21 protein-coding genes and 1 CRISPR repeat array are annotated in these 24,550 nt (G+C 51.6%); of the genes, 9 read left to right on the plus strand and 12 right to left on the minus strand.

The features are described from left to right. Positions 1–9: 9 nt before the first annotated feature. Together artP and BEA93_RS08765 are read right to left on the minus strand one after the other, a co-directional pair. Positions 10–738: an arginine ABC transporter ATP-binding protein ArtP gene (gene artP, locus BEA93_RS08760; RefSeq protein WP_000027205.1), complete on the minus strand. Its 729-nt coding sequence runs from the start codon at positions 736–738 to the stop codon at positions 10–12. Between the two features lie 217 nt (positions 739–955). Next, entirely contained in the window at positions 956–1,471 is a 516-nt protein-coding gene (locus tag BEA93_RS08765) for a lipoprotein (protein ID WP_001516079.1), read from the minus strand. A 125-nt stretch (positions 1,472–1,596) separates the two neighbouring features. Here BEA93_RS08765 and BEA93_RS08770 point away from each other — a divergent pair, with 125 nt between their 5' ends. Together BEA93_RS08770 and amiD are read left to right on the plus strand one after the other, a co-directional pair. Next, positions 1,597–1,920, plus strand: coding sequence for a heavy metal-binding domain-containing protein (locus BEA93_RS08770; protein ID WP_105224598.1), 324 nt, complete (start codon positions 1,597–1,599; stop codon positions 1,918–1,920). Beyond that, entirely contained in the window at positions 1,917–2,747 is an 831-nt protein-coding gene (amiD, locus tag BEA93_RS08775; RefSeq protein ID WP_001516080.1) for an N-acetylmuramoyl-L-alanine amidase AmiD, read from the plus strand. Before BEA93_RS08770 ends, amiD begins: the two co-directional genes overlap by 4 nt. Here amiD and BEA93_RS08780 read toward each other — a convergent pair. The 8 genes from BEA93_RS08780 to aqpZ all read right to left on the minus strand — a co-directional run bounded on the left by BEA93_RS08780 (position 2,744) and on the right by aqpZ (position 12,698). After that, entirely contained in the window at positions 2,744–3,757 is a 1,014-nt protein-coding gene (locus BEA93_RS08780; RefSeq protein ID WP_000866894.1) for an NAD-dependent epimerase/dehydratase family protein, read from the minus strand. The genes amiD and BEA93_RS08780 overlap by 4 nt on opposite strands. A 100-nt stretch (positions 3,758–3,857) precedes the next feature. Continuing rightward, positions 3,858–5,288, minus strand: a complete 1,431-nt coding sequence (locus BEA93_RS08785) for an SDR family oxidoreductase (RefSeq protein WP_001136516.1) — start codon at positions 5,286–5,288, stop codon at positions 3,858–3,860. A 10-nt stretch (positions 5,289–5,298) separates the two neighbouring features. Then, complete coding sequence (ltaE, locus tag BEA93_RS08790) at positions 5,299–6,300, minus strand: low-specificity L-threonine aldolase (RefSeq protein WP_000566404.1); 1,002 nt, start codon at positions 6,298–6,300, stop codon at positions 5,299–5,301. 36 nt (positions 6,301–6,336) lie between these two features. Continuing rightward, positions 6,337–8,055 (minus strand): ubiquinone-dependent pyruvate dehydrogenase, encoded by a 1,719-nt coding sequence (gene poxB, locus BEA93_RS08795; protein ID WP_000815343.1) that lies wholly within the window; start codon positions 8,053–8,055, stop codon positions 6,337–6,339. 132 nt (positions 8,056–8,187) lie between these two features. After that, a complete protein-coding gene (gene hcr / locus BEA93_RS08800; protein WP_001516083.1) occupies positions 8,188–9,156 on the minus strand; it encodes an NADH oxidoreductase in 969 nt (322 codons plus the stop codon). 11 nt (positions 9,157–9,167) lie between these two features. Then, complete coding sequence (gene hcp, locus BEA93_RS08805) at positions 9,168–10,820, minus strand: hydroxylamine reductase (RefSeq protein WP_000458827.1); 1,653 nt, start codon at positions 10,818–10,820, stop codon at positions 9,168–9,170. A gap of 142 nt (positions 10,821–10,962) precedes the next feature. Continuing rightward, on the minus strand, positions 10,963–11,862 hold the full coding sequence (gene lysO, locus BEA93_RS08810) for an L-lysine exporter LysO (RefSeq protein WP_000491126.1): 900 nt from the start codon (positions 11,860–11,862) through the stop codon (positions 10,963–10,965). Positions 11,863–12,002: 140 nt separating this feature from the next. After that, complete coding sequence (aqpZ, locus tag BEA93_RS08815; RefSeq protein WP_001516085.1) at positions 12,003–12,698, minus strand: aquaporin Z; 696 nt, start codon at positions 12,696–12,698, stop codon at positions 12,003–12,005. 424 nt (positions 12,699–13,122) lie between these two features. Between aqpZ and BEA93_RS08820 the strand changes: the two genes are divergently transcribed. Then, the gene (locus BEA93_RS08820; protein ID WP_000599821.1) at positions 13,123–14,781 is read left to right on the plus strand and encodes an ATP-dependent endonuclease; all 1,659 of its coding nucleotides are present in this window, start codon (positions 13,123–13,125) and stop codon (positions 14,779–14,781) included. On the opposite strand, the gene BEA93_RS08825 is transcribed toward BEA93_RS08820, so the two are convergent. After that, positions 14,778–15,728: a VirK/YbjX family protein gene (locus BEA93_RS08825; protein ID WP_133053296.1), complete on the minus strand. Its 951-nt coding sequence runs from the start codon at positions 15,726–15,728 to the stop codon at positions 14,778–14,780. The genes BEA93_RS08820 and BEA93_RS08825 overlap by 4 nt on opposite strands. Before the next feature lie 158 nt (positions 15,729–15,886). On the opposite strand from BEA93_RS08825, the gene macA reads away from it, so the two are divergent. Both macA and macB read left to right on the plus strand, forming a co-directional pair. Then, positions 15,887–17,002, plus strand: coding sequence for a macrolide transporter subunit MacA (gene macA, locus BEA93_RS08830; protein ID WP_000747340.1), 1,116 nt, complete (start codon positions 15,887–15,889; stop codon positions 17,000–17,002). Beyond that, entirely contained in the window at positions 16,999–18,945 is a 1,947-nt protein-coding gene (gene macB, locus BEA93_RS08835; protein WP_105224597.1) for a macrolide ABC transporter ATP-binding protein/permease MacB, read from the plus strand. The genes macA and macB overlap by 4 nt, the downstream gene beginning before the upstream one ends. A 72-nt stretch (positions 18,946–19,017) precedes the next feature. Here the strand turns inward: macB and cspD are convergent, their stop codons facing one another. Beyond that, positions 19,018–19,242, minus strand: coding sequence for a cold shock-like protein CspD (cspD, locus tag BEA93_RS08840; protein ID WP_000410785.1), 225 nt, complete (start codon positions 19,240–19,242; stop codon positions 19,018–19,020). Between the two features lie 149 nt (positions 19,243–19,391). On the opposite strand from cspD, the gene BEA93_RS25675 reads away from it, so the two are divergent. From BEA93_RS25675 to cas1f, 4 genes are all read left to right on the plus strand, one after another. After that, a complete protein-coding gene (locus tag BEA93_RS25675) occupies positions 19,392–19,466 on the plus strand; it encodes a hypothetical protein (protein WP_212741843.1) in 75 nt (24 codons plus the stop codon). Positions 19,467–19,564: 98 nt separating this feature from the next. Further along, entirely contained in the window at positions 19,565–19,885 is a 321-nt protein-coding gene (gene clpS / locus BEA93_RS08845; RefSeq protein ID WP_000520777.1) for an ATP-dependent Clp protease adapter ClpS, read from the plus strand. A 30-nt stretch (positions 19,886–19,915) separates the two neighbouring features. Continuing rightward, positions 19,916–22,192, plus strand: coding sequence for an ATP-dependent Clp protease ATP-binding subunit ClpA (clpA, locus tag BEA93_RS08850; protein ID WP_000934071.1), 2,277 nt, complete (start codon positions 19,916–19,918; stop codon positions 22,190–22,192). Positions 22,193–22,405: 213 nt separating this feature from the next. After that, a CRISPR array of direct repeats spans positions 22,406–23,514; the repeat unit is 28 nt; unit sequence GTTCACTGCCGTACAGGCAGCTTAGAAA. Positions 23,515–23,685: 171 nt separating this feature from the next. Next, positions 23,686–24,550 (plus strand): type I-F CRISPR-associated endonuclease Cas1f (gene cas1f, locus BEA93_RS08855; protein ID WP_105267651.1); only part of this gene is annotated, 865 nt, incomplete at its 3' end.

A 24,550-nucleotide genomic window follows, 5' to 3' on the forward strand; every position in this document is an offset into this window, starting at 1 on the left:
TCCCGAATCTTAGTGAGAGAGATAGTTTTTAAATGCTTCGGTTTGCGGCTCGGTAAAACAGCTCGCGTCGCCTTGCTCTACGATGTGACCGTTTTCCATATACACCACACGGCTGGCGGTTTTACGCGCGACTTCAACTTCGTGGGTGACGATCACCTGGGTAATGTTGGTTTCCGCCAGTTCACGAATGATACTGACGATTTGCGCCGTAATTTCCGGGTCCAGTGCGGCGGTCGGCTCATCAAACAGCAACACCTGCGGTTCCATCATCAGCGCTCGGGCGATAGCAACACGTTGTTGCTGGCCACCAGAAAGGTGCAGTGGATAACGATCGCTATAAGGTTTGAGACGCAGACGTTCCAGCAGTTTTTCTGCACGAGCCAGCGCCTGATCTTTACTCAAGCCGAGTACGCGGCAGGGTGCTTCGATCAAGTTTTGCTGCACGGTGAGATGCGGCCACAGATTGTATTGCTGAAACACCATACCAACGTTACGACGCAGGTCGCGAATCGCTTTGTCAGACGGTGTTTTGGTGAAATCGAAATGATTGCCTGCAATGTTGAGCGTACCGGAGCGCGGCATCTCAAGCAGATTGAGTACACGCAGCAGCGAGCTTTTCCCCGCGCCGCTGGGGCCAAGTAACACCAGCGTTTCGCCCTGCGGGCAATCCAGCGTGATATCGAACAGCGCCTGATGTGCGCCGTAGAAGCAATTAATGCCGTTTAATTGAATACTCATTGACTCTCGTATACTGGCAGTCTGATAGCTATTGAGGTCGAAGATAGTACCTTTGAAAGAATAATTATGCAATATTTCTGCTTTAAAAGTTAAAAGCAAAGCACATTATTCACTAAACATAGCACAAAATAACGAGGGTGATGGGCGGCGAGCATAAATGTCGGCATTCCTCGCAGAATGCCGGACAATTTATGGGGGTTATAATCTGATCAAGGGATTAACGGTTCTCAACGGACTGACGTAATGTTCCCGCTTTGGCGTGAACGCTGCCACCTAAATAGCGCACATCATCGATAACCCAACATTGCCCCTCCTGAATCATCAATACTTCATCCTGCCAGCTCTGATCGCCTTGTTTCAGATCTACGCGCAGCGGAATATTGCGCGCATCGCGATTCGGGATGGTCGATGCGCTGGCGACTCGGGCGCTATCAGGCAAGGTAGTACGGCTGGAGAACGGATCGCTGCTTAACAATTCGCGATGGTTGTTATCGCGGTTGGCATCGCTGAGCAGTGCCGCCAGTTTATCGCTCAAATACGGGCGCAGAGCGGTAATGTCGTTACTGCGATGCTGAATACGGTAGTCATAGAATTGCTGAGCCACGCTGTCAGGGCCGCCCTGGACGCAAGAACCTGTGCGAGTGCCATTGTCTTTATAGGCTGGCGTAACGGTGGTACAAGCACTGAGTAACAGTGCGCAAGGGATAAGCATGGTCAATTTGCTGTAGCGCATAATGATTTCCTTATAAGCGAACACCTTGAAAGCGTTCTACGATAATAATGATATCCTTTCAATAATAGCGTATCAGTCCGATAATGCTTTTGAGATCGAAGGCTTAGCAAACAAGGAGAGCGGTCATGCAATTTTCCACAACCCCAGCACTTGAAGGTCAGACCATCGTTGAATATTGCGGTGTGGTGACGGGCGAAGCGATTTTAGGTGCCAATATTTTTCGCGATTTCTTTGCGGGCATCCGCGATATCGTCGGCGGACGCTCCGGGGCTTACGAAAAAGAACTGCGTAAAGCACGGGAGATTGCGTTTGAAGAGTTAGGCGATCAGGCACGGGCGCTGGGTGCTGACGCAGTGGTCGGCATTGATATCGACTATGAAACGGTCGGGCAAAACGGCAGTATGCTGATGGTCAGCGTCAGCGGAACAGCGGTGAAAACGCGTCGATGAGAAGAATCTTCTGGCTGGTTGCTGCGGTTCTGTTACTGGCAGGGTGCGCAGGAGAAAAAGGAATTGTTGAGAAGGAGGGATACCAGCTCGATACCCGACGTCAGGCACAGGCAGCGTATCCTCGTATCAAAGTGTTGGTGATCCATTACACTGCAGATGACTTCGATTCTTCGCTGGCGACACTGACCGATAAGCAGGTCAGCTCGCATTATCTGGTGCCTGCCGTGCCGCCGCGTTACAACGGCAAACCACGTATCTGGCAACTGGTGCCGGAACAGGAACTGGCCTGGCATGCGGGGATCAGCGCCTGGCGCGGAGCAACACGAATTAACGACACCTCTATTGGTATTGAGTTGGAAAATCGTGGCTGGCAAAAATCGGCGGGGGTGAAATATTTTGCGCCGTTTGAACCGGCGCAGATTCAGGCGCTCATTCCACTGGCGAAAGAGATTATCGCCCGCTATCACATCAAACCAGAGAATGTGGTGGCACATGCGGATATAGCCCCACAGCGCAAGGACGATCCTGGCCCGTTATTTCCGTGGCAGCAACTGGCGCAGCAGGGGATTGGTGCCTGGCCGGATGCATCGCGCGTTAGCTTTTATCTGGCCGGACGCGCACCACACACGCCGGTAGAAACAGCATCGTTACTGGAGCTTTTGGCGCGCTACGGCTATGACGTAAAACCTGAAATGACGCCGCGCGAGCAGCAGCGAGTCATTATGGCGTTTCAGATGCACTTCCGCCCGACGTTATATAACGGCGAAGCGGATGCAGAAACTCAGGCGATTGCCGAAGCCCTACTGGAGAAATACGGCCAGGACTAGCGCGGCAGTTTTCCGTGGTCGCGCAGCCAGGCAGCAGTTTGCTCGATACCTTCATCCAGCGAGATGACCGGCTGATACCCCAGCTCCTCCTGTGCTCGCGTAATATCCAGCGTAAAGTCAAAATTCAACTTGGAGACGCCGTAATGGGTTAGCGGCGGCTCTTTTGCTGACTTGCGTCCTAAACGCTCCATACTGCGGGCAATCATATCCAGCATCGGGTAAGGCACCGAACGGATACGGCAATCAATATTCAGTTCGTCGATCAATTTCTGCACGATACTGCGCAGAGTGCGATGTTCGCCGTTGGTAATGTTATACGCACGACCAGAAGGCAGTTTATCGCACGCTTCCTGGCTCGCCAGCCACATAGCGTGCACCGCATTTTCATAGTAAGTCATATCGACCAGTGCGCTGCCGCCGTGGGGTAACAGGATGCTGCCGTAGTGGTGCATCATATGCGCCAGACGGGGAATAAAGACTTTATCGTGCGGCCCAAACAGGCTTTGTGGGCGCAGAATGGTAAAGCGCGTTTGTGGATTTGTCTGCGAAAGCATATTGATGACCTCTTCACTGGCGGCTTTGCTGCGGGCAAATTCGTTGGCGAAGCGGTGCGGACGAAAATCTTCTTTGATGTCGCGGTGGTGGTGGTAGTCGAAGTACAGTGACGGTGAAGAGATATGAATAAAATTACGTACGCCCCAGGCGACAGCCCATTCACCCAAGCGGCGAGTGGCGCGAACGTTTGCCAGATCGAAAGCCTGCTGCGTTCCCCACGGCGAGGTAAAGCTGGAACAGTGCCACAGCGTATCAATGCCTGCGAGCATTACTTTTGCCTGCGATGAGACCAGTTCAGTCAGATCTGCCTGGACAAACTCTGCGCCTATTTTCTCCAGCAATTTACCCATCGCTTCATTGCGACCGGTCGCTCTTACGCTGATGCCTTTTCGGCATAAAAATTCAACCGCGTTTCGACCTAAGCCGCTGGTGGCGCCGGTAACCAGTACCTTCATATCATTCCACTGTTGTTGATAAAAACGACGTGCGCATTCTTCCGTGATTTCATCCTTGATGCAATGGGAAACATGAAAGAATAACGCAGGTTTTTTTCGATTAATCTGTGCTTTGTTCTGCCAGTCTGGCGATTCGTTTTGCCATCCCGCGAAAAATAAACAGATGTGCGGGGATCATGAACAGCCAGTAAAACAGCCCTGGCATCCCGTGCGGGTGCCAGAAAGCGCGGACATCAATAGTGCGATAGTCGCCTTTATCTTCGAGAGTAAAACAAAGTCGCCCAAGTCCTGGCGCTTTCATACCAAACAATAAGGTAAGCTGTTTTTCAGGCTCGACGACAATCACTTTCCAGCTATCCACCGCATCGCCGGTTTGCAAATATTCTCGCTCGGGGCGACCTTTCGCCAGTTTGTGACCTATTGCGCGGTCCATCAACGCCCGGGTCTGCCACAAAATATTGCCAAAGAAGTAACGTTCTTTACCGCCGATTTGATTCACTACCCGCCATAAAGCCTGAAGGCTGGCGGAGGTTTTAACGGTATAACCCGCCTGTTTGGCGAAATAACCGTATTCTGGTCGCCAGCGGGCAAAGGCCTGAGTGTCATATCCCCAGTCGCTGGAGTTGGCGAGCTTTTCTTCCTCTCTCAACGTGCGACGCACAGCGTCATCAAAAGCGATCAGCGGTTGTGGAATGAGCGCGCGTAAGGCGGTGTCATCCGCCAGCAGATCGTGTTTCAGTCCCTGAATCAACGCACTTGCGGTGGTGGACGGTACGGAGGTAATCACATTGAGAAACCACACCGAAATCCAGCGGGTGGGGAAAGGGATGGGGATTAACCCGCGGTGTTTGCCGCTCACGCTCATAAAATGTTCAAACTGCTGTTGATAGCTGAGCACCTGTGGTCCGGCGGCTTCGAATACCCGATGTTCGCAGGCCGGATGGTCTAACAGCGCCACCAGATAGTGCAGCAGGTTTTCCAGCGCGATGGGTGTGGTACGTGAACGAACCCAGCGCGGTGGTGTTAGCACTGGCAGGTTGTAAACCATATCGCGCATGACTTCGAACGCCGCTGACCCGGCTCCGACGATAATTCCGGCACGCAATTCAGTAACAGGCACATCGGCTTCACGCAAAATATCCGCCGTGGCCTGACGGGCGCGCAGATGATCCGATTGCTCATGGGGCGGAGCCTGCAATGAACTAAGAAAGATGACTTGCTTAACCGGCACTTCACGCAGCGCATCACGGACGTTGAGAGCAACCTGGCGTTCCTGAGCGATAAAATCACCGCCTTCGCCCATGCTGTGCACCAGAAAATAGACGGTATCAACATCTTTTAACAAGGCCGTAAGGTTGTCCGGCCAGCTAAGATCGACTTTATGGCAACTGACATTAGCCAGTTGTAGCTTTGTAAGCCTGTCGACATGACGTGCCGCCGCCAGGATCTGATGCCCTTGCTGGTTGAGTGTGCGCACCAGATGCTGACCAATGTAGCCACTGGCACCGAGAACTAAAATGCGTTGCGGCACGTCTTGCTCCTTAACGCGTCAGGAAAGCGCGCCAGTGGGCGGCGACTTCAGCCAGTTGTTCACGCGAGACGTCGAGATGTGTTACCAGGCGAACAATCGGTGAGGCGTTAATCAGCACGTTTCTCGCTTTCATGTATTCACCCAACGCAGCAGCATTTTCTTCCCCGACGCGAACAAACAGCATATTGGTGTCCTGGCGCATCACATCAGCGCCCGCTTCACGCAGTTGCTCTGCCATCCAGGCGGCATTGTCGTGGTCTTCCTGTAAACGCGCGACGTTATTTTTCAGCGCATACATCCCGGCGGCCGCCAGGATCCCGGACTGACGCATCCCGCCACCGGTCATTTTCCGCCAGCGGATGGCTCGTTTAATGTAATCACGATTGCCTACCAGTAGCGAACCTACCGGCGTACCAAGACCTTTCGACAGACATATGGTGAACGAATCACAATATTGCGTGATCGCTTTCAGTTCGCAGCCATAAGCCACCACGGCGTTAAAGATGCGAGCGCCGTCAACGTGCAGCGCCAGATTGCGCTCGCGGGTAAATTCCCATGCCTGTTTCAGGTATTCACGCGGTAGTACTTTGCCGTTGTGGGTGTTTTCCAGACTAAGCAACTTTGTGCGGGCGAAGTGGATATCGTCAGGTTTGATTTTCATCGCCACTTTATCCAATGGCAGCGTGCCGTCGGTAGCCGCATCGATGGGTTGCGGCTGAATGCTGCCCAGCACCGCAGCACCACCGGCTTCAAACAAATAGTTATGTGCTGCCTGACCGACAATATACTCTTCGCCGCGTTCGCAGTGACTGAGCAGAGCGACCAGGTTGGCCTGGGTGCCGGTAGGCAGAAAAATGGCGGCTTCTTTACCGGAAAGCTCTGCCGCGTAGTCCTGCAGAGCATTAACGGTAGGGTCGTCTCCATAAACGTCGTCCCCAACCGGGGCGGCCATCATCGCTTCTAGCATGGCGCGGCTCGGTCGGGTAACGGTATCACTGCGTAAATCAATCATGGCATGTCCTTATTATGACGGGAAATGCCACCCTTTTTACCTTAGCCAGTTTGTTTTCGCCAGTTCGATCACTTCATCACCGCGTCCGCTAATGATCGCCCGCAACATATACAGGCTAAAACCTTTGGCCTGTTCGAGTTTAATCTGCGGTGGAATAGCTAACTCTTCTTTCGCGACGACCACATCCACCAGTACAGGACCGTCGATGGAGAAGGCGCGTTGCAGGGCTTCGTCGATTTCAGCGGCTTTCTCTACGCGGATGCCCGTAATACCGCACGCTTCGGCAATGCGGGCAAAGTTGGTGTCGTGCAGTTCAGTGCCATCTGTCAGGTAACCACCAGCTTTCATCTCCATCGCCACAAAGCCCAGCACGCTGTTGTTAAAGACGATGATTTTCACCGGTAGTTTCATCTGTACCACCGAGAGGAAATCGCCCATTAACATACTAAAACCGCCATCACCGCACATGGCGACTACCTGACGTTCTGGCTCGGTTGCCTGCGCGCCCAGCGCCTGTGGCATGGCGTTAGCCATCGAACCGTGGTTAAACGAACCTAACAAGCGACGCTTACCGTTCATTTTCAGATAACGCGCAGCCCATACCGTTGGTGTGCCGACGTCACAGGTAAAGATGGCATCATCGGCAGCAAAATGGCTAATTTGCTGAGCCAGATATTGCGGGTGAATCGCTTTCTCGCTCGGTTTGGCTAAATCGTCCAGCCCTTTACGGGCATCGCGGTAATCTTCCAGCGCTTTATCCAGGAACTTGCGATCGGTTTTTTCTTCCAGCAATGGCAGAAGTGCTCGCAGGGTTGATTTGATATCGCCCACCAGCGCCATATCCACCTTGCTGTGTGCGCCAATGCTGGCAGGATTGACATCGATCTGAATAATTTTGGCATCGGTCGGGTAGAACGCGCGGTAGGGGAATTGGGTGCCGAGAAGCACTAAAGTGTCGGCATTCATCATGGTATGAAAACCCGATGAGAAACCGATTAAGCCGGTCATTCCGACATCATACGGATTATCGTATTCGACATGTTCTTTACCACGCAGAGCATGGATGATTGGCGCTTTAATTTTCCCGGCAAACTCTACTAACTCTTTATGCGCGCCCGCGCAGCCGCTGCCGCACATCAGTGCAATATTTCTGGAGTAACGCAGTAGTTGCGCCAGCTTGCGTAACTCTTCTTCTTCCGGCGTCACTATTGGCAGTGGCGCGTGATACCAGTGGGTGGTTGCCCCTTCTGGCGCAGGTTTTAACGCCACATCGCCCGGTAAAACGACCACCGAAACGCCACGGTTAAGCACCGCTTTGCGCATGGCGATCGCCAGTACTTGCGGGATCTGCTCCGGGCTGGAAACCAGCTCGCAATAGTGACTACATTCGCGGAATAACTCTTGCGGGTGGGTCTCCTGAAAATAACCGCTACCAATTTCGCTGGAAGGAATATGGGCGGCAATCGCCAGTACCGGAACGTGATTACGATGACAGTCGAACAGGCCGTTGATTAAGTGCAGGTTGCCTGGCCCACACGATCCGGCGCAGACCGCCAGTTCTCCTGAAAGCTGGGCTTCAGCGCCAGCGGCAAAGGCCGCGACTTCTTCATGGCGGGTGGACATCCACTCGATAGTGCCCATACGATTAAGGCTGTCGCTGAGGCCGTTAAGCGAGTCGCCCGTCACTCCCCAGATACGTTTCACCCCAGCCGATTCGAGCGTTTTAGCGATATAAGCTGCAACCGTTTGTTTCATGGTTTTCCGTCTCCTGAATGTGATAACGGTTACAAGTTTAGTTCATCTGACGGAGAGGGAAGGGATGGGAGAAAAAGGAGGCACTAACAGTTAAATTGCCCGATGACAGGAATATCATCGGGCATAATGCGATTACGCGAGAACCATATCTCCCTGCGGATGGCAGGAACAGGCCAGCACGTAACCCTCAGCGATTTCGGCGTCAGTCAGCGTCATGGTGCTGCTCACCGTGTATTCGCCAGAAATTACTTTTGTTTTACAGCAGCCGCAAACACCCGCACGACAGGCGGCGACGACCGGAACTTTATTGCTTTCCAGCGCCTCCAGCAGCGTGGTGCCAACCGGGGCATAAAATTCTTGTGCCGGTTGTAATTTGGTGAATTTCAGACCACTGGTCGCAGCGTCCGCCACCGGCGTGAAGAACTTCTCTTTAAAGAAGCGTGTTACGCCAAGTGCTTTCACTTCCTGTTCCACCCAATCCATATACGGAGCCGGGCCACAGGTCATCACGGTACGCGAAGCCAGGTCAGGAACGCTTTCCAGCAGTTCGCGAGTCAGGCGACCAGCGATAAAGCCCTCGCTGACGTTATTTTCTGCCACCAGCGTCACCGGATAGTTGCGCCATTCGTCGGCAAAAATGACATCCTGCGGTGTGCGCACGTTGTAGATCACCTGTACATCGGCCTGCGGACGATTTTTCGCCAGCCAGCGACGCATCGACATAATTGGTGTGACACCGCAGCCTGCTGCCAGTAACAGGAATTTCTCTTCTGTTTTATCGTCGCAGGTAAATTCCCCCATCGCATCCGAAAGCCAGAGATAGTCACCGCGTTTCACCTCGCGAGTCAGCCACTGGGAGCCGACACCGTCATCAATCCGCCGCACGGTCAGGGTGATGTATTCACTCACGCCTGGCGTGGAGGAAATGGTATACGCACGCAGCGTTTCTGCTGAGTTACGCACGCTGACCAGCGCATATTGCCCGGCGCGATACGGATAGTAATCGTGGCAAATCAGGGAAAGCGTCCACACATCCGGTGTTTCTTGCTTAATGTGATGAACCTGCATCCGCCACGGGCATTGATTCGTTGGCATCGTCATCGATAAACTCCTTACGCGCTCAACAGTTGCTTCATGTCTTCTTCAACAGTGGTGATAGAACGCAGGCCGAATTTCTCATTCAGCACCGCCAGCAGGTCTGGGGTCAGGAAGCCTGGTGCAGTCGGGCCGGTGACGATATTTTTCACGCCCAGAGAAAGCAGCGTCAGCAGAATAACAATTGCCTTCTGTTCAAACCAGGAGAGTACCAGCGAGAGTGGCAGATCGTTGACACCGCAACCCAGTTTTTCTGCCAGGGTGACAGCCAGAATAATCGCTGAGTATGCATCGTTACACTGGCCGGCATCCACCAGACGCGGCAGACCTTCGATATTGCCAAACTCAAGTTTGTTAAAGCGATATTTACCGCAGGCGAGCGTCAGGATCAGGCAGTCATCCGGCACGCTGGTAGCGAAATCGGTGAAATAGTGACGTTCACCACGGGCACCGTCACAGCCGCCAAGCAGGAAGATATGACGCAGTTTTTCACGGCTCACCAGATCAATCAGCGTATCGGCTGCGCCAAGCAGCGTCTGACGACCAAAACCTACGGTGATCAGATGCGGAATTTCGCTGTACGGGAAGCCCGCCATTTGTTGCGCCTGGGCGATGACCGCAGAGAAATCTTCACCATCCAGATGACGCACGCCCGGCCAGCCAACAATGCTGCGGGTCCAGATACGATCGTCATAAGCGCCGACGGTTGGGTCGATGATGCAGTTAGAGGTCATCACGATAGGGCCAGGGAAGCGAGCGAACTCAACTTGTTGATTCTGCCAGCCACTGCCGTAGTTACCGACCAGATGCTTGAATTTACGCAGCTCCGGGTAGCCGTGAGCAGGCAACATTTCGCCGTGGGTGTAGACGTTAACGCCCGTGCCTTCGGTCTGTTCCAGCAGGTTATAGAGATCTTTAAGATCGTGACCGGAAATCAGAATGCATTTACCCGCTGTAGCTTTGACGTTGACCTGAGTCGGTGTCGGATGACCGTATTTACCGGTTTCGCCTGCATCCAGAATGCTCATCACTTTGAAGTTCATCTGGCCGATTTCCATGGAACACTCGAGAAGTGCGTTCATATCGGAAGGCCAGGTTCCCAGCCATGCCATGATTTTATGGTACTGGGCGTAAATATCGTTGTCGTACTGACCGAGAACGTGAGCGTGTTCCATATAGGCCGCCGCACCTTTCAGACCATACAGGCAGAGCAGACGCAGGCCGAGAATATTTTCGCCAATCGTTGCTTTATCTTTATTTGGCGTAAATTCCGCCGCCTGACGTTGCAGTTCACCGAGATCATCGCTCACCAGTTGCAAGTCAGCCATCGGGTTATCGACGCGGGCGTTTGCATCTACTGCCAGGCATTGTGCTTTCAGCGCCTCACGCAGGGCAATCGCTTCACGGGCGTAGCCGACAATACGAGGAGAATCGAAGTTAACGTTAGTCAGCGTTGAGAAAAATGCACGCGGCGCGAAGCTGTCTACGTCGTGGTTGATGATGCCGTATTCACGTGCTTTTACCGCCCAGGCAGAAAGCCCTTGCAGCGCCGCAATCAGTAAGTCCTGAAGGTCAGAGGTTTCCGCCGTTTTACCACACATCCCCTGCGCGTATGAGCAGCCGTTTCCTGCCGGAGTACGGATAGTTTGTTCACATTGCACACAAAACATGATCACACCTTTAAAGTTATATTTAATATACATGTTTAAGGTTAAGACGCTTAACGCGGGGATAAAAGGGATTTTTGTTGCAACTTTAAGGGAGATTGATTTAGCGCAATTTTGGCGGCAGGGTTCTACCGCCAGAGAGGTATTACGCGGAGAAAAGGGCGATCAGAATGGGCACCAGCAGGCTAAGAATAAAACCGTGAACAATCGCCGCCGGGACCATCTCCAGACCACCTGTACGCTGAAGAACGGGCAGGGTGAAATCCATCGATGTGGCACCGCACAAACCCAGCGCCGTTGAGCGACTGCGACGGATAAGGCCGGGGATTAGCATGATGGCGATCAGCTCTCGTGCCAGATCATTAAAAAACGCTGCGCTACCGATTACCGGGCCAAAAGATTCGGTCAACAATATACCGGAAAGAGAATACCAGCCGAAACCGGAGGCCATTGCCAGCGCGGTGTTGATAGGGAGATCAAGAATAAAGGCGTTAATTAAACCGCCAATTAATGAACTGGCAACCACTACCACAGCGACAATCATTCCCCGGCGATTAAGGACAATCTGCTTTAAGGTCATGCCATTATTGCGTAGCTGAATACCGACGAGGAAAAGTAACAGAATTAACGTGTATTCGCTGGCTTCAGTGGCGTGTTGTAAGAAACCTAATCCGCTAAGGCCAATGGCAAAACCAATCACTACTACGCCGCACAGTTTTAGCGACTCCAGTGCCATCGCAATACGTGACGGTAATTTCTCTTGCTGGTGGTGATTACGCCATGGCAAACCACGCTCCAGCCACAGCAAGGCGACAATATTGCATAGCAAAATAACGGTAATACTGACGGCGGAATAATGCAGGATCGCCAGCAAATTACTGGCGAGATTATCAAGGAACGCCAGGCTAATACCCATAAAAAAGAGAATGAGATAGACCATCCAGCTTAATAACTGATTAATGCGTTTTAACGCAGCTTTTTGGCGAAGCGGAATGAGGTAACCCACAATGAGTGGCACCAGAATGATTAACAGCCCAGAAAACATGAAAACTCAGCCCTTGCAAAGAAGAAATCGAAATGCGCGATGACACACTACTGAAAGCGGAAGGATGAGTAAAGTTGCAATTAAAAGGAAACGTTATGCAAATGAGAAGGCCTGACATTGCGTCAGGCCTTCTGTGTTAATTAATCGCGTTTTTCCAGCAGTGTCCGGTAAATCAGACCACCAATAATACCGCCGACAATGGGCACTACCCAGAAGAACCACAGTTGTTCTAACGCCCAGCCACCCTGGAAGATAGCAACCGCAGTGCTGCGCGCCGGGTTAACGGAGGTGTTAGTGACCGGAATACTGATTAAGTGAATCAGCGTTAATGCCAGACCAATGGCAATCGGCGCAAAACCCGCCGGCGCGAATTTGTCGGTCGCACCGTGGATCACCAGCAAGAAACCAGCGCTCAATACCAGTTCAACAACCAATGCAGAAAGCATGGAATAGCCGCCAGGTGAATGCTCACCATAACCGTTAGACGCAAAACCGCTGGCCGCCGCGTCAAATCCGGCTTTACCGCTGGCGATTAAATACAGCAGTGCCGCCGCAACAATACCGCCAACAACCTGGGCAATGACGTAGCCAACGACTTCTTTTGCCGGGAAACGACCGCCAGCCCATAAACCAATAGTGACTGCCGGGTTAAAATGACCACCAGAAATATGACCAACAGCGAAGGCCATGGTCAGTACTGTCAGACCAAACGCCAGCGCGACACCAGCAAAGCCAATACCTAATTCCGGAAATGTTGCCGCCAGCACAGCGCTACCGCAGCCACCAAATACAAGCCAGAAAGTACCAAAACATTCTGCTGCTAATTTTCTGAACATATCCACCTCAATTAAAAATTGACCCTGTGAAAAATATGGTCGTTTTATAGGGTCGTCGTAAAAAAGTGACGACAGAAATAATGCGTGGGTATTTTAAAAACGAAGCTGAGTCATTCGCCAGATAAATAAATCCAGTAATTTTGATTTAGAACAAATGAGGGTTCCCCCATATAGTCATTTGCCTGATTGACAGTGTAGTGCAAACCACGAAATTAAACCTTTGGGGGTAATAAAAATAATACACAAGATTAATCATTTGATTTTATTGTTTTTTGGGGGAAATCAGTGAGAGGGCGTCTGACACAATTATTCGCTCATTTTTCAGACATTTGCCATGCTTAAGTGTGATGTCATCACGTATTCCTGGGGGCTTTCCCGTTATACTGCCGGAGTAAAGGATAAGTAACATATTTCTGGAGGGGATATGATTCTTGAGCGCGTTGAAATTGTGGGCTTTCGTGGTATCAACCGACTATCGTTGATGCTGGAACAAAACAACGTCCTGATTGGGGAGAACGCGTGGGGTAAATCCAGTTTGCTGGATGCGCTAACCCTACTGCTATCGCCAGAATCAGATCTCTACCATTTTGAACGCGACGATTTCTGGTTTCCGCCGGGCGATATCAATGGCCGGGAACACCATCTGCATATCATTCTGACCTTTCGTGAATCGCTGCCAGGGCGGCATCGTGTTCGCCGTTATCGCCCACTTGAAACATGCTGGACGCCGTGCGTCGATGGTTATCACCGCATTTTTTATCGTCTGGAAGGGGAGTGTGCGGAAGATGGCAGCGTGATGACGCTGCGCAGTTTTCTTGATAAAGACGGGCATCCGATTGAGGTTGATGATATTAACGATCAGGCGCGTCATCTGGTGCGGTTGATGCCTGTTCTGCGCTTGCGTGATGCCCGCTTTATGCGCCGTATTCGCAACGGAACTGTACCAAATGTGCCCAATGTGGAAGTTACCGCGCGCCAGTTGGATTTTCTTGCCCGTGAATTATCCTCACATCCACAAAATCTTACTGACGGACAGATTCGTCAGGGGCTTTCGGCAATGGTGCAACTGCTTGAGCATTATTTTTCGGAGCAGGGAGCCGGGCAGGCAAGATACCGCTTAATGCGGCGGCGGGCCAGCAATGAGCAACGGAGCTGGCGTTATCTGGATATCATCAACCGGATGATTGACCGGCCTGGAGGTCGTTCGTATCGGGTTATTTTGCTTGGGCTATTTGCGACTTTGCTACAGGCAAAAGGCACATTGCGGCTGGATAAAGACGCGCGTCCGTTATTGTTGATAGAAGATCCGGAAACGCGCCTGCATCCGATTATGCTTTCAGTCGCCTGGCATCTGTTGAACCTTCTGCCATTGCAGCGTATTGCTACCACCAACTCTGGCGAGCTGCTTTCGTTAACGCCGGTAGAGCATGTTTGCCGTCTGGTGCGTGAATCTTCTCGTGTTGCCGCATGGCGTCTGGGGCCGAGTGGCTTGAGTACCGAAGATAGCCGACGCATATCCTTTCACATTCGTTTTAACCGTCCGTCATCGCTGTTTGCCCGTTGTTGGTTGCTGGTGGAAGGGGAAACAGAAACCTGGGTTATTAACGAACTGGCGCGCCAGTGTGGGCATCATTTTGATGCTGAAGGGATCAAGGTCATTGAATTTGCCCAGTCAGGATTAAAACCGCTGGTTAAATTTGCCCGCAGGATGGGGATTGAGTGGCATGTGCTGGTCGATGGCGATGAAGCCGGGAAGAAGTATGCCGCTACGGTGCGCAGCCTGTTGAATAACGATCGGGAAGCTGAACGAGAGCATTTAACGGCATTACCGGCGCTGGATATGGAGCATTTTATGTATCGCCAGGGATTTTCCGATGTATTCCATCGCGTGGCGCAAATCCCGGAAAATGTACCGATGAATCTGCGCAAAATCATCTCGAAGGCGATCCATCGCTCTTCCAAACCCGATCTCGCCATTGAGGTTGCAATGGAGGCCGGACGCCGTGGTGTGGAGTCCGTACCGGCATTGCTGAAAAAAATGTTCTCGCGCGTGCTGTGGCTGGCGCGCGGTCGGGCAGATTAACCGCGAAACATCGTTGCCATCTGTGGCTGAATAGCGTCGAGCATCTCATAGCGGCGACGGTATTCAGCTCGTTTTTTACTGGCTATTTCAGCAACTTCTTTTCGTACTATCTGACCAGGAAGTCGGTAATGCCGTTCGGCATCGCATTCGCCGCCAACCGACTCCCAGAACGCGTTATAGTCCGCATGGATTTTTCCTTCTTTATCGCGATAGCGCAGGCTGCGATAAATATGCGTTTCATTGCTGACGGCAATAATCTGCTCAACCTGTAAGCGTTGGGCAAAGAGACAGACCGCTTCCATCACCAGACGTTTTGGAAACAGACCGTGGCAGGCTTTCGTCGCATTCTGGATTTCCTGGTGCGGAATTTCCCATTTCGCGCCTTGCAGTCCACCAATAAACAGCGTTCTTTTTCCCTGGTACTCACACAGAGTGAAGGTGATCTCTGCCAGAGGGATGCCCTCGCTGTTACGGAACAGGATCGTGCTGTCACCTTCTTTATCCATTGAGATCATCATGGTCAGTTCAAGCGTGAACTGCTCGCCGTTTTTTCCTTCCAGCTTCGCCAGTTGCAGCCCGGGGGTATTCAAATATAAGCTGAATTCTTCCGCCGACATGCAGGCACGCAGCAATGCATAATGGTAACGTAACGCCTCCAGTAATTGTTTGCGGTTAAGATTGGCGGCAAGGTAAGGGCGATGCAGACGAACAGGCAGTCGCGGCTGGCGTGTTAACAGCGTATTGAGGTTCGGCCAGTGGGATAGTTCGTTCATCCACTCAACGCTTAAACGCGGCATAATCAAAGAGCGCAGCAAAAATTTCTGGCGAAAGCTACGGCGATGCCAGAATTTACCTGGTCGCCACTGGCCACCAGCCAGACTAAGGAAAAGAGACATGCTGCTAAGAGATTCAGATGGCGTAAAAGCCCGTTCAGTAAGTTGTGACATATTCACAAAATCAATGATTATACATAGCGTCGATTTCACCATCGGAAATCTTAACCAAACATCAATAATGTGATTACTAACGGAAATTTTAGGGTTTTGTTGATATTTTGTTGATGTTAACAACGCCCGGATGCGCGTATGGAGTACTCAATATATTTATGAAAAAGCGAAGAAACATTAAGAAGCGTTACGTTATTGCGCTGGTGATAGTCATTGCCGGGTTGGTTGCATTGTGGAAAATTCTCAATGCGCCGGTGCCAACTTATCAGACATTGATAGTGCGCCCCGGTGATTTGCAGCAAAGCGTGCTGGCGACCGGAAAGCTCGACGCGTTGCGTAAAGTTGATGTTGGCGCGCAGGTTAGCGGTCAGTTGAAAACGCTGTCGGTGGCGATTGGCGATAAAGTGAAAAAAGATCAGCTTTTAGGCGTTATTGATCCAGAACAGGCTGAAAACCAGATCAAGGAAGTGGAAGCGACGCTGATGGAGCTGCGCGCACAACGTCAGCAGGCGGAAGCAGAACTGAAACTGGCTCGGGTGACATACTCTCGCCAGCAACGACTGGCGCAAACGCAGGCCGTTTCACAGCAGGATCTCGACACTGCTGCGACTGAAATGGCTGTTAAACAGGCGCAGATTGGCACCATTGATGCGCAAATCAAACGCAATCAGGCCTCTCTCGACACAGCTAAAACCAATCTCGATTACACCCGCATCGTTGCTCCGATGGCCGGGGAAGTCACGCAAATCACTACCCTGCAAGGGCAGACGGTGATTGCCGCACAACAAGCGCCGAACATTTTGACGCTGGCAGATATGAGTACCATGCTGGTAAAAGCGCAGGTTTCTGAAGCGGATGTTATCCACCTGAAGCCGGGGCAAAAAGCCTGGTTTACGGTGCTTGGCGATCCGCTGACGCGCTATGAAGGGCAGATTAAAGATGTGTTACCAACACCGGAAAAGGTCAACGACGCTATTTTCTATTACGCCCGTTTTGAAGTACCAAACCCCGATGGTCTGTTGCGGCTGGATATGACTGCACAGGTGCACATTCAGCTCACTGATGTGAAAAACGTGCTGACAATCCCACTGTCGGCGTTAGGCGATCCGGTTGGCGATAACCGCTATAAGATCAAACTGCTACGTAATGGAGAAACGCGCGAGCGTGAAGTAACGATTGGCGCACGTAACGATACCGATGTTGAGATTGTCAAAGGGCTGGAAGTGGGCGAAGAAGTGGTGATTGGTGAGGCCAAACCAGGAGCTGCGCAATGACGCCTTTGCTCGAATTGAAGGATATTCGCCGTAGCTATCCCGCGGGAGATGAGCAGGTTGAGGTGCTGAAGGGGATCACTCTGGATATTTATGCCGGAGAGATGGTGGCGATTGTCGGCGCTTCGGGTTCTGGTAAATCGACCCTGATGAATATCCTCGGCTGCCTGGATAAAGCCACAAGCGGCACCTATCGCGTCGCTGGTCAGGATGTTGCCACGCTGGACGCCGATGCGCTGGCGCAGCTCCGTCGCGAGCATTTTGGCTTTATTTTTCAGCGTTACCACCTGCTTTCGCATTTAACCGCCGAGCAGAACGTTGAAGTTCCCGCCGTCTATGCTGGCCTTGAGCGTAAACAGCGACTGCTGCGCGCCCGGCAATTACTGCAACGACTGGGGCTGGAAGAGCGCGCAGAGTATTACCCTGCTCAGCTTTCCGGTGGTCAACAACAGCGAGTCAGTATCGCCCGTGCGTTGATGAACGGTGGGCAGGTGATCCTCGCTGATGAACCGACAGGCGCGCTGGACAGCCATTCCGGTGAAGAGGTGATGACTGTCCTGCATCAGTTGCGCGATCGCGGGCACACGGTGATTATCGTCACTCATGATCCGCAGGTTGCCGCCCAGGCAGAGCGAGTGATCGAAATTCACGACGGCGAAATCGTGCGTAATCCACCTGCTATTGAAAAAAATACTGCTGCAGCCAACAGCGAACCGGGTGTCAAAACAGCGTCTGGCTGGCGGCAGTTCGTCAGCGGTTTTAACGAGGCGCTGACGATGGCGTGGCGCGCGTTGGCAGCCAATAAAATGCGTACTTTACTGACCATGCTGGGGATTATTATCGGTATTGCGTCGGTGGTATCTATTGTCGTGGTGGGCGACGCGGCTAAACAAATGGTACTGGCGGATATTCGTTCTATTGGTACTAATACTATTGATGTCTATCCTGGGAAAGATTTTGGCGATGACGATCCGCAATATCAGCAGGCGCTGAAGTACGACGATTTAATCGCCATTCAAAAACAACCGTGGGTCGCTTCTGCCACACCCGCCGTCTCGCAAAACCTGCGCCTGCGTTATAACAATGTTGATGTTGCTGCCAGCGCCAACGGCGTAAGCGGGGACTATTTTAATGTTTATGGTATGACTTTCAGCGAAGGGAACACCTTTAATCAGGAGCAACTGAATGGTCGCGCGCAGGTAGTTGTTCTCGACAGTAATACCCGCCGTCAGCTTTTTCCGCATAAAGCGGATGTGGTTGGCGAGGTGATTCTTGTCGGTAATATGCCAGCGAGGGTCATCGGCGTGGCGGAAGAGAAACAGTCGATGTTTGGCAGTAGTAAAGTGCTGCGCGTGTGGTTGCCTTACAGCACCATGTCCGGGCGGGTTATGGGGCAGTCGTGGCTTAACTCCATTACCGTAAGAGTGAAAGAAGGCTTTGACAGCGCTGAAGCTGAACAGCAACTCACCCGTTTGTTGTCGCTGCGCCACGGCAAAAAGGATTTCTTCACCTGGAACATGGACGGTGTCTTGAAAACGGTCGAAAAGACCACACGTACTTTACAACTGTTTTTGACACTGGTGGCGGTGATTTCGCTGGTGGTGGGCGGCATTGGCGTCATGAATATTATGCTGGTATCGGTGACAGAGCGGACGCGGGAAATTGGTATCCGCATGGCCGTGGGCGCGCGCGCCAGCGATGTGTTGCAACAATTTCTGATTGAAGCCGTGCTGGTTTGTCTGGTGGGTGGTGCGCTGGGGATAACGCTGTCACTGTTAATCGCTTTCACATTGCAGCTTTTTTTACCCGGTTGGGAAATTGGTTTTTCTCCGCTGGCACTGCTACTGGCGTTTCTTTGTTCAACCGTTATCGGGATTTTATTTGGCTGGCTGCCTGCGCGAAATGCGGCAAAACTGGATCCAGTGGATGCTCTGGCACGGGAGTAATATTTGAGATAAAAATGCCAGCCGATCGGGCTGGCATTTTGCCTGTAGGATGTACACAATGAGACAGAAGAGCTATGCGACTGCAGCTTCTACTTCGACGGGCACAATGACACTGGCATGATTGCCTTTTGGCCCCTGGTGGACATCAAACTGAACGGATTGCCCAGCTTTTAGCGTTCTGTAACCATCCATCTGGATGGTGGAATAATGAGCGAAAATATCTTCGCCGCCGCCTTCAGGGCAGATGAAACCAAACCCTTTGGCATTGTTGAACCACTTAACAGTACCCTTTTCCATGCTTCGACATCCTTCGCAAATCTTATACAAGTAAGATGGAATAAACCGGGGTCAGAGAGGGAGCTGTTCAAAACCTCGCCAACTCTAGAAATACAATTTAGAGAAATAGGGCGAGTCGTCAAGCGTTTGACAGGGGCCTGGGGGTAGGTATGCATCAAAAATTTGAAGCAGTTAACGCTATTGACAGTAATGTGACTGATGTCGCTGATGCCAACGATAGATGATAATTATCTATTATGTGGAGTAGATTGGTCAGGCAAATAAGCTCTTGTCAGCGGCAGAGCGTTCTGCCGATAACCGTAACCGAAGATGATAACTGACAATGGGTAAAACGAACGACTGGCTGGACTTTGATCAACTGGCGGAAGAAAAAGTGCGTGACGCGCTAAAACCGCCATCTATGTATAAAGTGATATTAGTCAATGATGATTACACTCCGATGGAGTTTGTTATTGACGTGTTACAAAAATTCTTTTCTTATGATGTAGAACGTGCAACGCAATTGATGCTCGCTGTTCACTACCAGGGGAAGGCCATTTGCGGAATCTTTACCGCCGAGGTTGCAGAAACCAAAGTGGCGATGGTGAACAAGTACGCAAGGGAGAACGAGCATCCATTGCTGTGTACGCTGGAAAAAGCCTGAATGCAGGCATAAAAATTGGGGGAGGTGCCTATGCTCAATCAAGAACTGGAACTCAGTTTAAACATGGCTTTCGCCAGAGCGCGCGAGCACCGTCATGAGTTTATGACCGTCGAGCACTTGTTACTGGCATTGCTCAGTAACCCGTCGGCTCGGGAGGCGCTGGAAGCATGTTCCGTGGATCTGGTGGCGCTCCGTCAGGAACTGGAAGCCTTTATTGAACAAACCACACCCGTTCTGCCTGCCAGTGAAGAGGAGCGTGACACGCAGCCGACGCTGAGTTTTCAGCGTGTACTGCAACGTGCGGTCTTCCATGTTCAGTCCTCCGGTCGCAGTGAGGTTACCGGTGCGAATGTTCTGGTTGCTATCTTTAGCGAACAGGAGTCACAGGCTGCCTATCTGTTGCGCAAACATGAAGTCAGCCGTCTTGATGTGGTGAACTTTATTTCTCATGGCACGCGTAAAGACGAGCCATCTCAGTCTTCTGAACCAGGAAACCAGCCCGGCAGTGAAGAACAAGCTGGTGGGGAGGACCGTATGGAGAATTTCACGACGAACCTGAACCAGCTTGCGCGCGTGGGAGGAATCGACCCGCTGATTGGTCGTGAGAAGGAGCTGGAGCGCGCCATTCAGGTTCTCTGTCGCCGCCGTAAAAACAACCCACTGCTGGTTGGCGAGTCTGGCGTTGGTAAAACTGCGATTGCGGAAGGTCTCGCCTGGCGTATTGTCCAGGGCGATGTACCGGAAGTGATGGCTGACTGTACGATTTACTCTCTGGATATCGGTTCCCTGTTAGCGGGAACTAAATATCGCGGCGACTTTGAAAAACGTTTCAAAGCGTTGCTCAAACAGTTGGAGCAGGATACCAACAGCATCCTGTTTATCGATGAGATCCACACCATCATCGGCGCAGGCGCAGCTTCTGGCGGTCAGGTGGATGCGGCTAACCTGATTAAACCACTGCTCTCCAGCGGTAAAATTCGCGTTATAGGTTCGACGACGTATCAGGAGTTCAGCAACATTTTCGAGAAAGATCGTGCTCTGGCGCGTCGCTTCCAGAAAATCGATATTACTGAACCGTCGATCGAAGAAACCGTTCAAATCATCAACGGTCTGAAACCGAAGTATGAAGCGCACCACGACGTGCGTTATACCGCGAAAGCGGTGCGTGCGGCGGTAGAACTGGCGGTGAAATACATTAACGATCGTCATCTGCCGGACAAAGCGATTGACGTTATCGACGAAGCGGGCGCTCGCGCACGTCTGATGCCGGTAAGCAAGCGCAAGAAAACGGTCAATGTGGCGGATATTGAGTCCGTGGTGGCGCGTATCGCACGTATCCCAGAGAAGAGTGTTTCTCAGAGTGACCGCGATACTCTGAAAAACCTCAGTGATCGCCTGAAAATGCTGGTCTTCGGTCAGGATAAAGCCATTGAGGCGCTTACCGAAGCCATCAAGATGGCGCGTGCGGGTTTAGGCCACGAACATAAACCGGTCGGTTCGTTCCTGTTTGCTGGTCCAACCGGGGTCGGCAAAACCGAGGTCACGGTGCAGCTTTCCAAAGCCCTCGGCATTGAGCTTCTGCGCTTTGATATGTCCGAGTATATGGAACGTCACACTGTCAGCCGCCTGATTGGTGCGCCTCCGGGATACGTCGGTTTTGATCAGGGGGGGCTGCTGACCGATGCGGTCATCAAGCATCCGCACTCGGTGCTGCTGCTGGACGAAATCGAGAAAGCGCATCCGGACGTGTTCAATATCCTGTTGCAGGTGATGGACAACGGCACGCTGACCGATAACAACGGACGCAAGGCCGATTTCCGTAACGTGGTGCTGGTGATGACTACCAACGCCGGGGTACGTGAAACCGAGCGTAAATCGATTGGGCTTATCCACCAGGATAACAGCACCGATGCGATGGAAGAGATCAAAAAGATCTTTACGCCAGAGTTTCGTAACCGTCTCGACAATATTATCTGGTTCGATCATCTCTCAACCGACGTGATCCATCAGGTGGTTGATAAATTCATTGTCGAGTTGCAGGTTCAACTGGATCAGAAAGGTGTTTCTCTGGAAGTGAGCCAGGAAGCACGTAACTGGCTGGCTGAGAAAGGTTACGACCGGGCAATGGGCGCACGTCCGATGGCTCGCGTCATCCAGGACAACCTGAAGAAACCGCTCGCTAACGAACTGCTGTTTGGCTCGCTGGTGGATGGCGGTCAGGTCACTGTTGCGCTGGATAAAGAGAAAAATGAGCTGACCTACGGGTTCCAGAGTGCACAAAAGCACAAAGCGGAAGCAGCGCATTAATCAGATTGTTAAGTAGGTTGGTGAAGTCCGTAATCTCGTCAGGGGTTACGGACTTTTTGTTTATGGGGTGGGGGAGGTTCAGCCCCTTTTTTTGATGATGATGGTAAGTTGTTGATAATTAGTGCTGCTGGACGGTAAGGATAAAAAAGGGTGGCAGCAGGAAAATGAGATGGTTTTGCTTTATTAACAACGGGCTAAACGTGTAGTATTTGAGTTCACTGCCGTACAGGCAGCTTAGAAATACGTCAGAAACAGCAGCGAGCCGGTCATCTGGTTCACTGCCGTACAGGCAGCTTAGAAAGTAATGATGTAAAACATCAGGTTGATAATATGGGTTCACTGCCGTACAGGCAGCTTAGAAATCCCGGACACCACGCATCCAGTCACGGATGGTGTTCACTGCCGTACAGGCAGCTTAGAAAGTTGTGTGTTCGCGAAGATGTGCAGGGGGCTAGTTCACTGCCGTACAGGCAGCTTAGAAAAACCGAAACGGCAGTAGTTAAAACGTGCGAACGTTCACTGCCGTACAGGCAGCTTAGAAAAGTTTGATTCGAAACTGGCGCAGATAGTTCAGGTTCACTGCCGTACAGGCAGCTTAGAAATTTATGCGCCCGATTTTCCCGGCGTCACTGCCGTTCACTGCCGTACAGGCAGCTTAGAAATCAATCCTCCCCGCCTGCGCCGCGTTGTAGTTGTTCACTGCCGTACAGGCAGCTTAGAAAAACCCCAATAAGCCGACGTGGGGATTTACCGCGTTCACTGCCGTACAGGCAGCTTAGAAAGCGCAGTCATGCACAGCGCGCAGCAGGCTGCGGTTCACTGCCGTACAGGCAGCTTAGAAAAATAAGAACGGTCCCTGATGTGCGGAGCACCGGTTCACTGCCGTACAGGCAGCTTAGAAAGGTGATAGCGTCGCGGGTAAGCCAAAATATTCGTTCACTGCCGTACAGGCAGCTTAGAAAGTCGGATATGCTGATTATTCAGATGACCGAAGGTTCACTGCCGTACAGGCAGCTTAGAAAGCCTGCGCGCGCACATCGGCGAGCCTGACACCGTTCACTGCCGTACAGGCAGCTTAGAAAGTTTATCGGTATTGAACGGGAGCCGCGATATTGTTCACTGCCGTACAGGCAGCTTAGAAAAATGATTTTCTTATGAAGAATCTGGACAAAGTGTTCACTGCCGTACAGGCAGCTTAGAAATCTAATCGCCTCGTATCGCCTGGACTGGTTCCGTTCACTGCCGTACAGGCAGCTTAGAAAGCACTTATGGCGAGTAACAAAGGTTGAAATGTGTTCACTGCCGTACAGGCAGTTTCACAAATACGATGATGGCAGAAATTTAGCTGCGTTATGGCGCTCTCAACTCCGAACCATTAGCTGTGACACACAATAACAATTGTGATAATTGCGACGAGAATCAATTTCTCACACAGAAATCAATGCTGTACTAATCCTAACTCCTTCAAATAAAAATAATCACAGGATGTGTTTATGTCTTCAAATTACCTTACTCCTTCTGATCTCAAAACCATTCTCCACTCCAGGCGTGCCAATATTTATTATCTGGAAAAATGCCGGGTGCAGGTGAATGGTGGGCGAGTGGAGTATGTCACCAGTGAAGGCAAGGAGTCGTATTACTGGAATATCCCCATTGCGAATACCACGGCGTTGATGTTGGGGATGGGAACGTCCGTTACTCAGGCGGCGATGCGTGAATTTGCCCATGCTGGAGTGATGGTGGGTTTTTGTGGTACGGATGGCACGCCGCTGTATTCGGCAAATGAAGTTGATGTTGATGTCTCCTGGCTCAGTCCGCAAAGCGAATATCGTCCTACTGAATATCTTCAGCAGTGGGTTTCTTTTTGGTTTGCTGAAGATAAACGACTTGCCGCTGCGAAACGTTTTCAGTTAATCCGCCTGACACATATTGATAAGCACTGGACCAGCGCGAAAATGCAGCGTGAACACGCCTTTCAGCCTGATGCTAATGCACTGCAGACTCTGCTAAATCGCACTCGTGAAGAAATAGACATGGCAGAAAGCCATACGCAGCTTATGCTCGTAGAGGCGAAATTGACCAAAGCACTCTACAAAATGGTGAGTCAAACCGTGGGCTACGGCGACTTTACTCGTGCAAAACGGGGTGGCGGAGTTGATATGGCCAACCGCTTCCTCGATCAGGGTAATTATCTGGCGTATGGCCTGGCGGCAGTGGCGGCGTGGGTAACCGGGATCCCACACGGTTTAGCAGTAATGCACGGTAAAACCCGTCGCGGCGGCCTCGTTTTTGACCTTGCCGATCTGATTAAAGATGCCCTTGTTATGCCACAAGCATTTATCGCTGCAATGGCGGGAG

Origin of the sequence: Escherichia sp. MOD1-EC5950 (assembly GCF_002965345.1) — a bacterium.
In the GTDB taxonomy this organism is placed as follows: Bacteria; Pseudomonadota; Gammaproteobacteria; order Enterobacterales; family Enterobacteriaceae; genus Escherichia; species Escherichia marmotae.

Excerpts from the sequence above, each read along its gene's own strand:
- artP (WP_000027205.1), bottom strand. The coding sequence starts at position 738 with ATGAGTATTCAATTAAACGGCATTAATTGCTTCTACGGCGCACATCAG.
- BEA93_RS08765 (WP_001516079.1), bottom strand. The coding sequence starts at position 1,471 with ATGCGCTACAGCAAATTGACCATGCTTATCCCTTGCGCACTGTTACTC.
- BEA93_RS08770 (WP_105224598.1), top strand. The coding sequence starts at position 1,597 with ATGCAATTTTCCACAACCCCAGCACTTGAAGGTCAGACCATCGTTGAA.
- amiD (WP_001516080.1), top strand. The coding sequence starts at position 1,917 with ATGAGAAGAATCTTCTGGCTGGTTGCTGCGGTTCTGTTACTGGCAGGG.
- BEA93_RS08780 (WP_000866894.1), bottom strand. The coding sequence starts at position 3,757 with ATGAAGGTACTGGTTACCGGCGCCACCAGCGGCTTAGGTCGAAACGCG.
- ltaE (WP_000566404.1), bottom strand. The coding sequence starts at position 6,300 with ATGATTGATTTACGCAGTGATACCGTTACCCGACCGAGCCGCGCCATG.
- poxB (WP_000815343.1), bottom strand. The coding sequence starts at position 8,055 with ATGAAACAAACGGTTGCAGCTTATATCGCTAAAACGCTCGAATCGGCT.
- hcr (WP_001516083.1), bottom strand. The coding sequence starts at position 9,156 with ATGACGATGCCAACGAATCAATGCCCGTGGCGGATGCAGGTTCATCAC.
- hcp (WP_000458827.1), bottom strand. The coding sequence starts at position 10,820 with ATGTTTTGTGTGCAATGTGAACAAACTATCCGTACTCCGGCAGGAAAC.
- lysO (WP_000491126.1), bottom strand. The coding sequence starts at position 11,862 with ATGTTTTCTGGGCTGTTAATCATTCTGGTGCCACTCATTGTGGGTTAC.
- aqpZ (WP_001516085.1), bottom strand. The coding sequence starts at position 12,698 with ATGTTCAGAAAATTAGCAGCAGAATGTTTTGGTACTTTCTGGCTTGTA.
- BEA93_RS08820 (WP_000599821.1), top strand. The coding sequence starts at position 13,123 with ATGATTCTTGAGCGCGTTGAAATTGTGGGCTTTCGTGGTATCAACCGA.
- BEA93_RS08825 (WP_133053296.1), bottom strand. The coding sequence starts at position 15,728 with ATGTCACAACTTACTGAACGGGCTTTTACGCCATCTGAATCTCTTAGC.
- macA (WP_000747340.1), top strand. The coding sequence starts at position 15,887 with ATGAAAAAGCGAAGAAACATTAAGAAGCGTTACGTTATTGCGCTGGTG.
- macB (WP_105224597.1), top strand. The coding sequence starts at position 16,999 with ATGACGCCTTTGCTCGAATTGAAGGATATTCGCCGTAGCTATCCCGCG.
- cspD (WP_000410785.1), bottom strand. The coding sequence starts at position 19,242 with ATGGAAAAGGGTACTGTTAAGTGGTTCAACAATGCCAAAGGGTTTGGT.
- clpS (WP_000520777.1), top strand. The coding sequence starts at position 19,565 with ATGGGTAAAACGAACGACTGGCTGGACTTTGATCAACTGGCGGAAGAA.
- clpA (WP_000934071.1), top strand. The coding sequence starts at position 19,916 with ATGCTCAATCAAGAACTGGAACTCAGTTTAAACATGGCTTTCGCCAGA.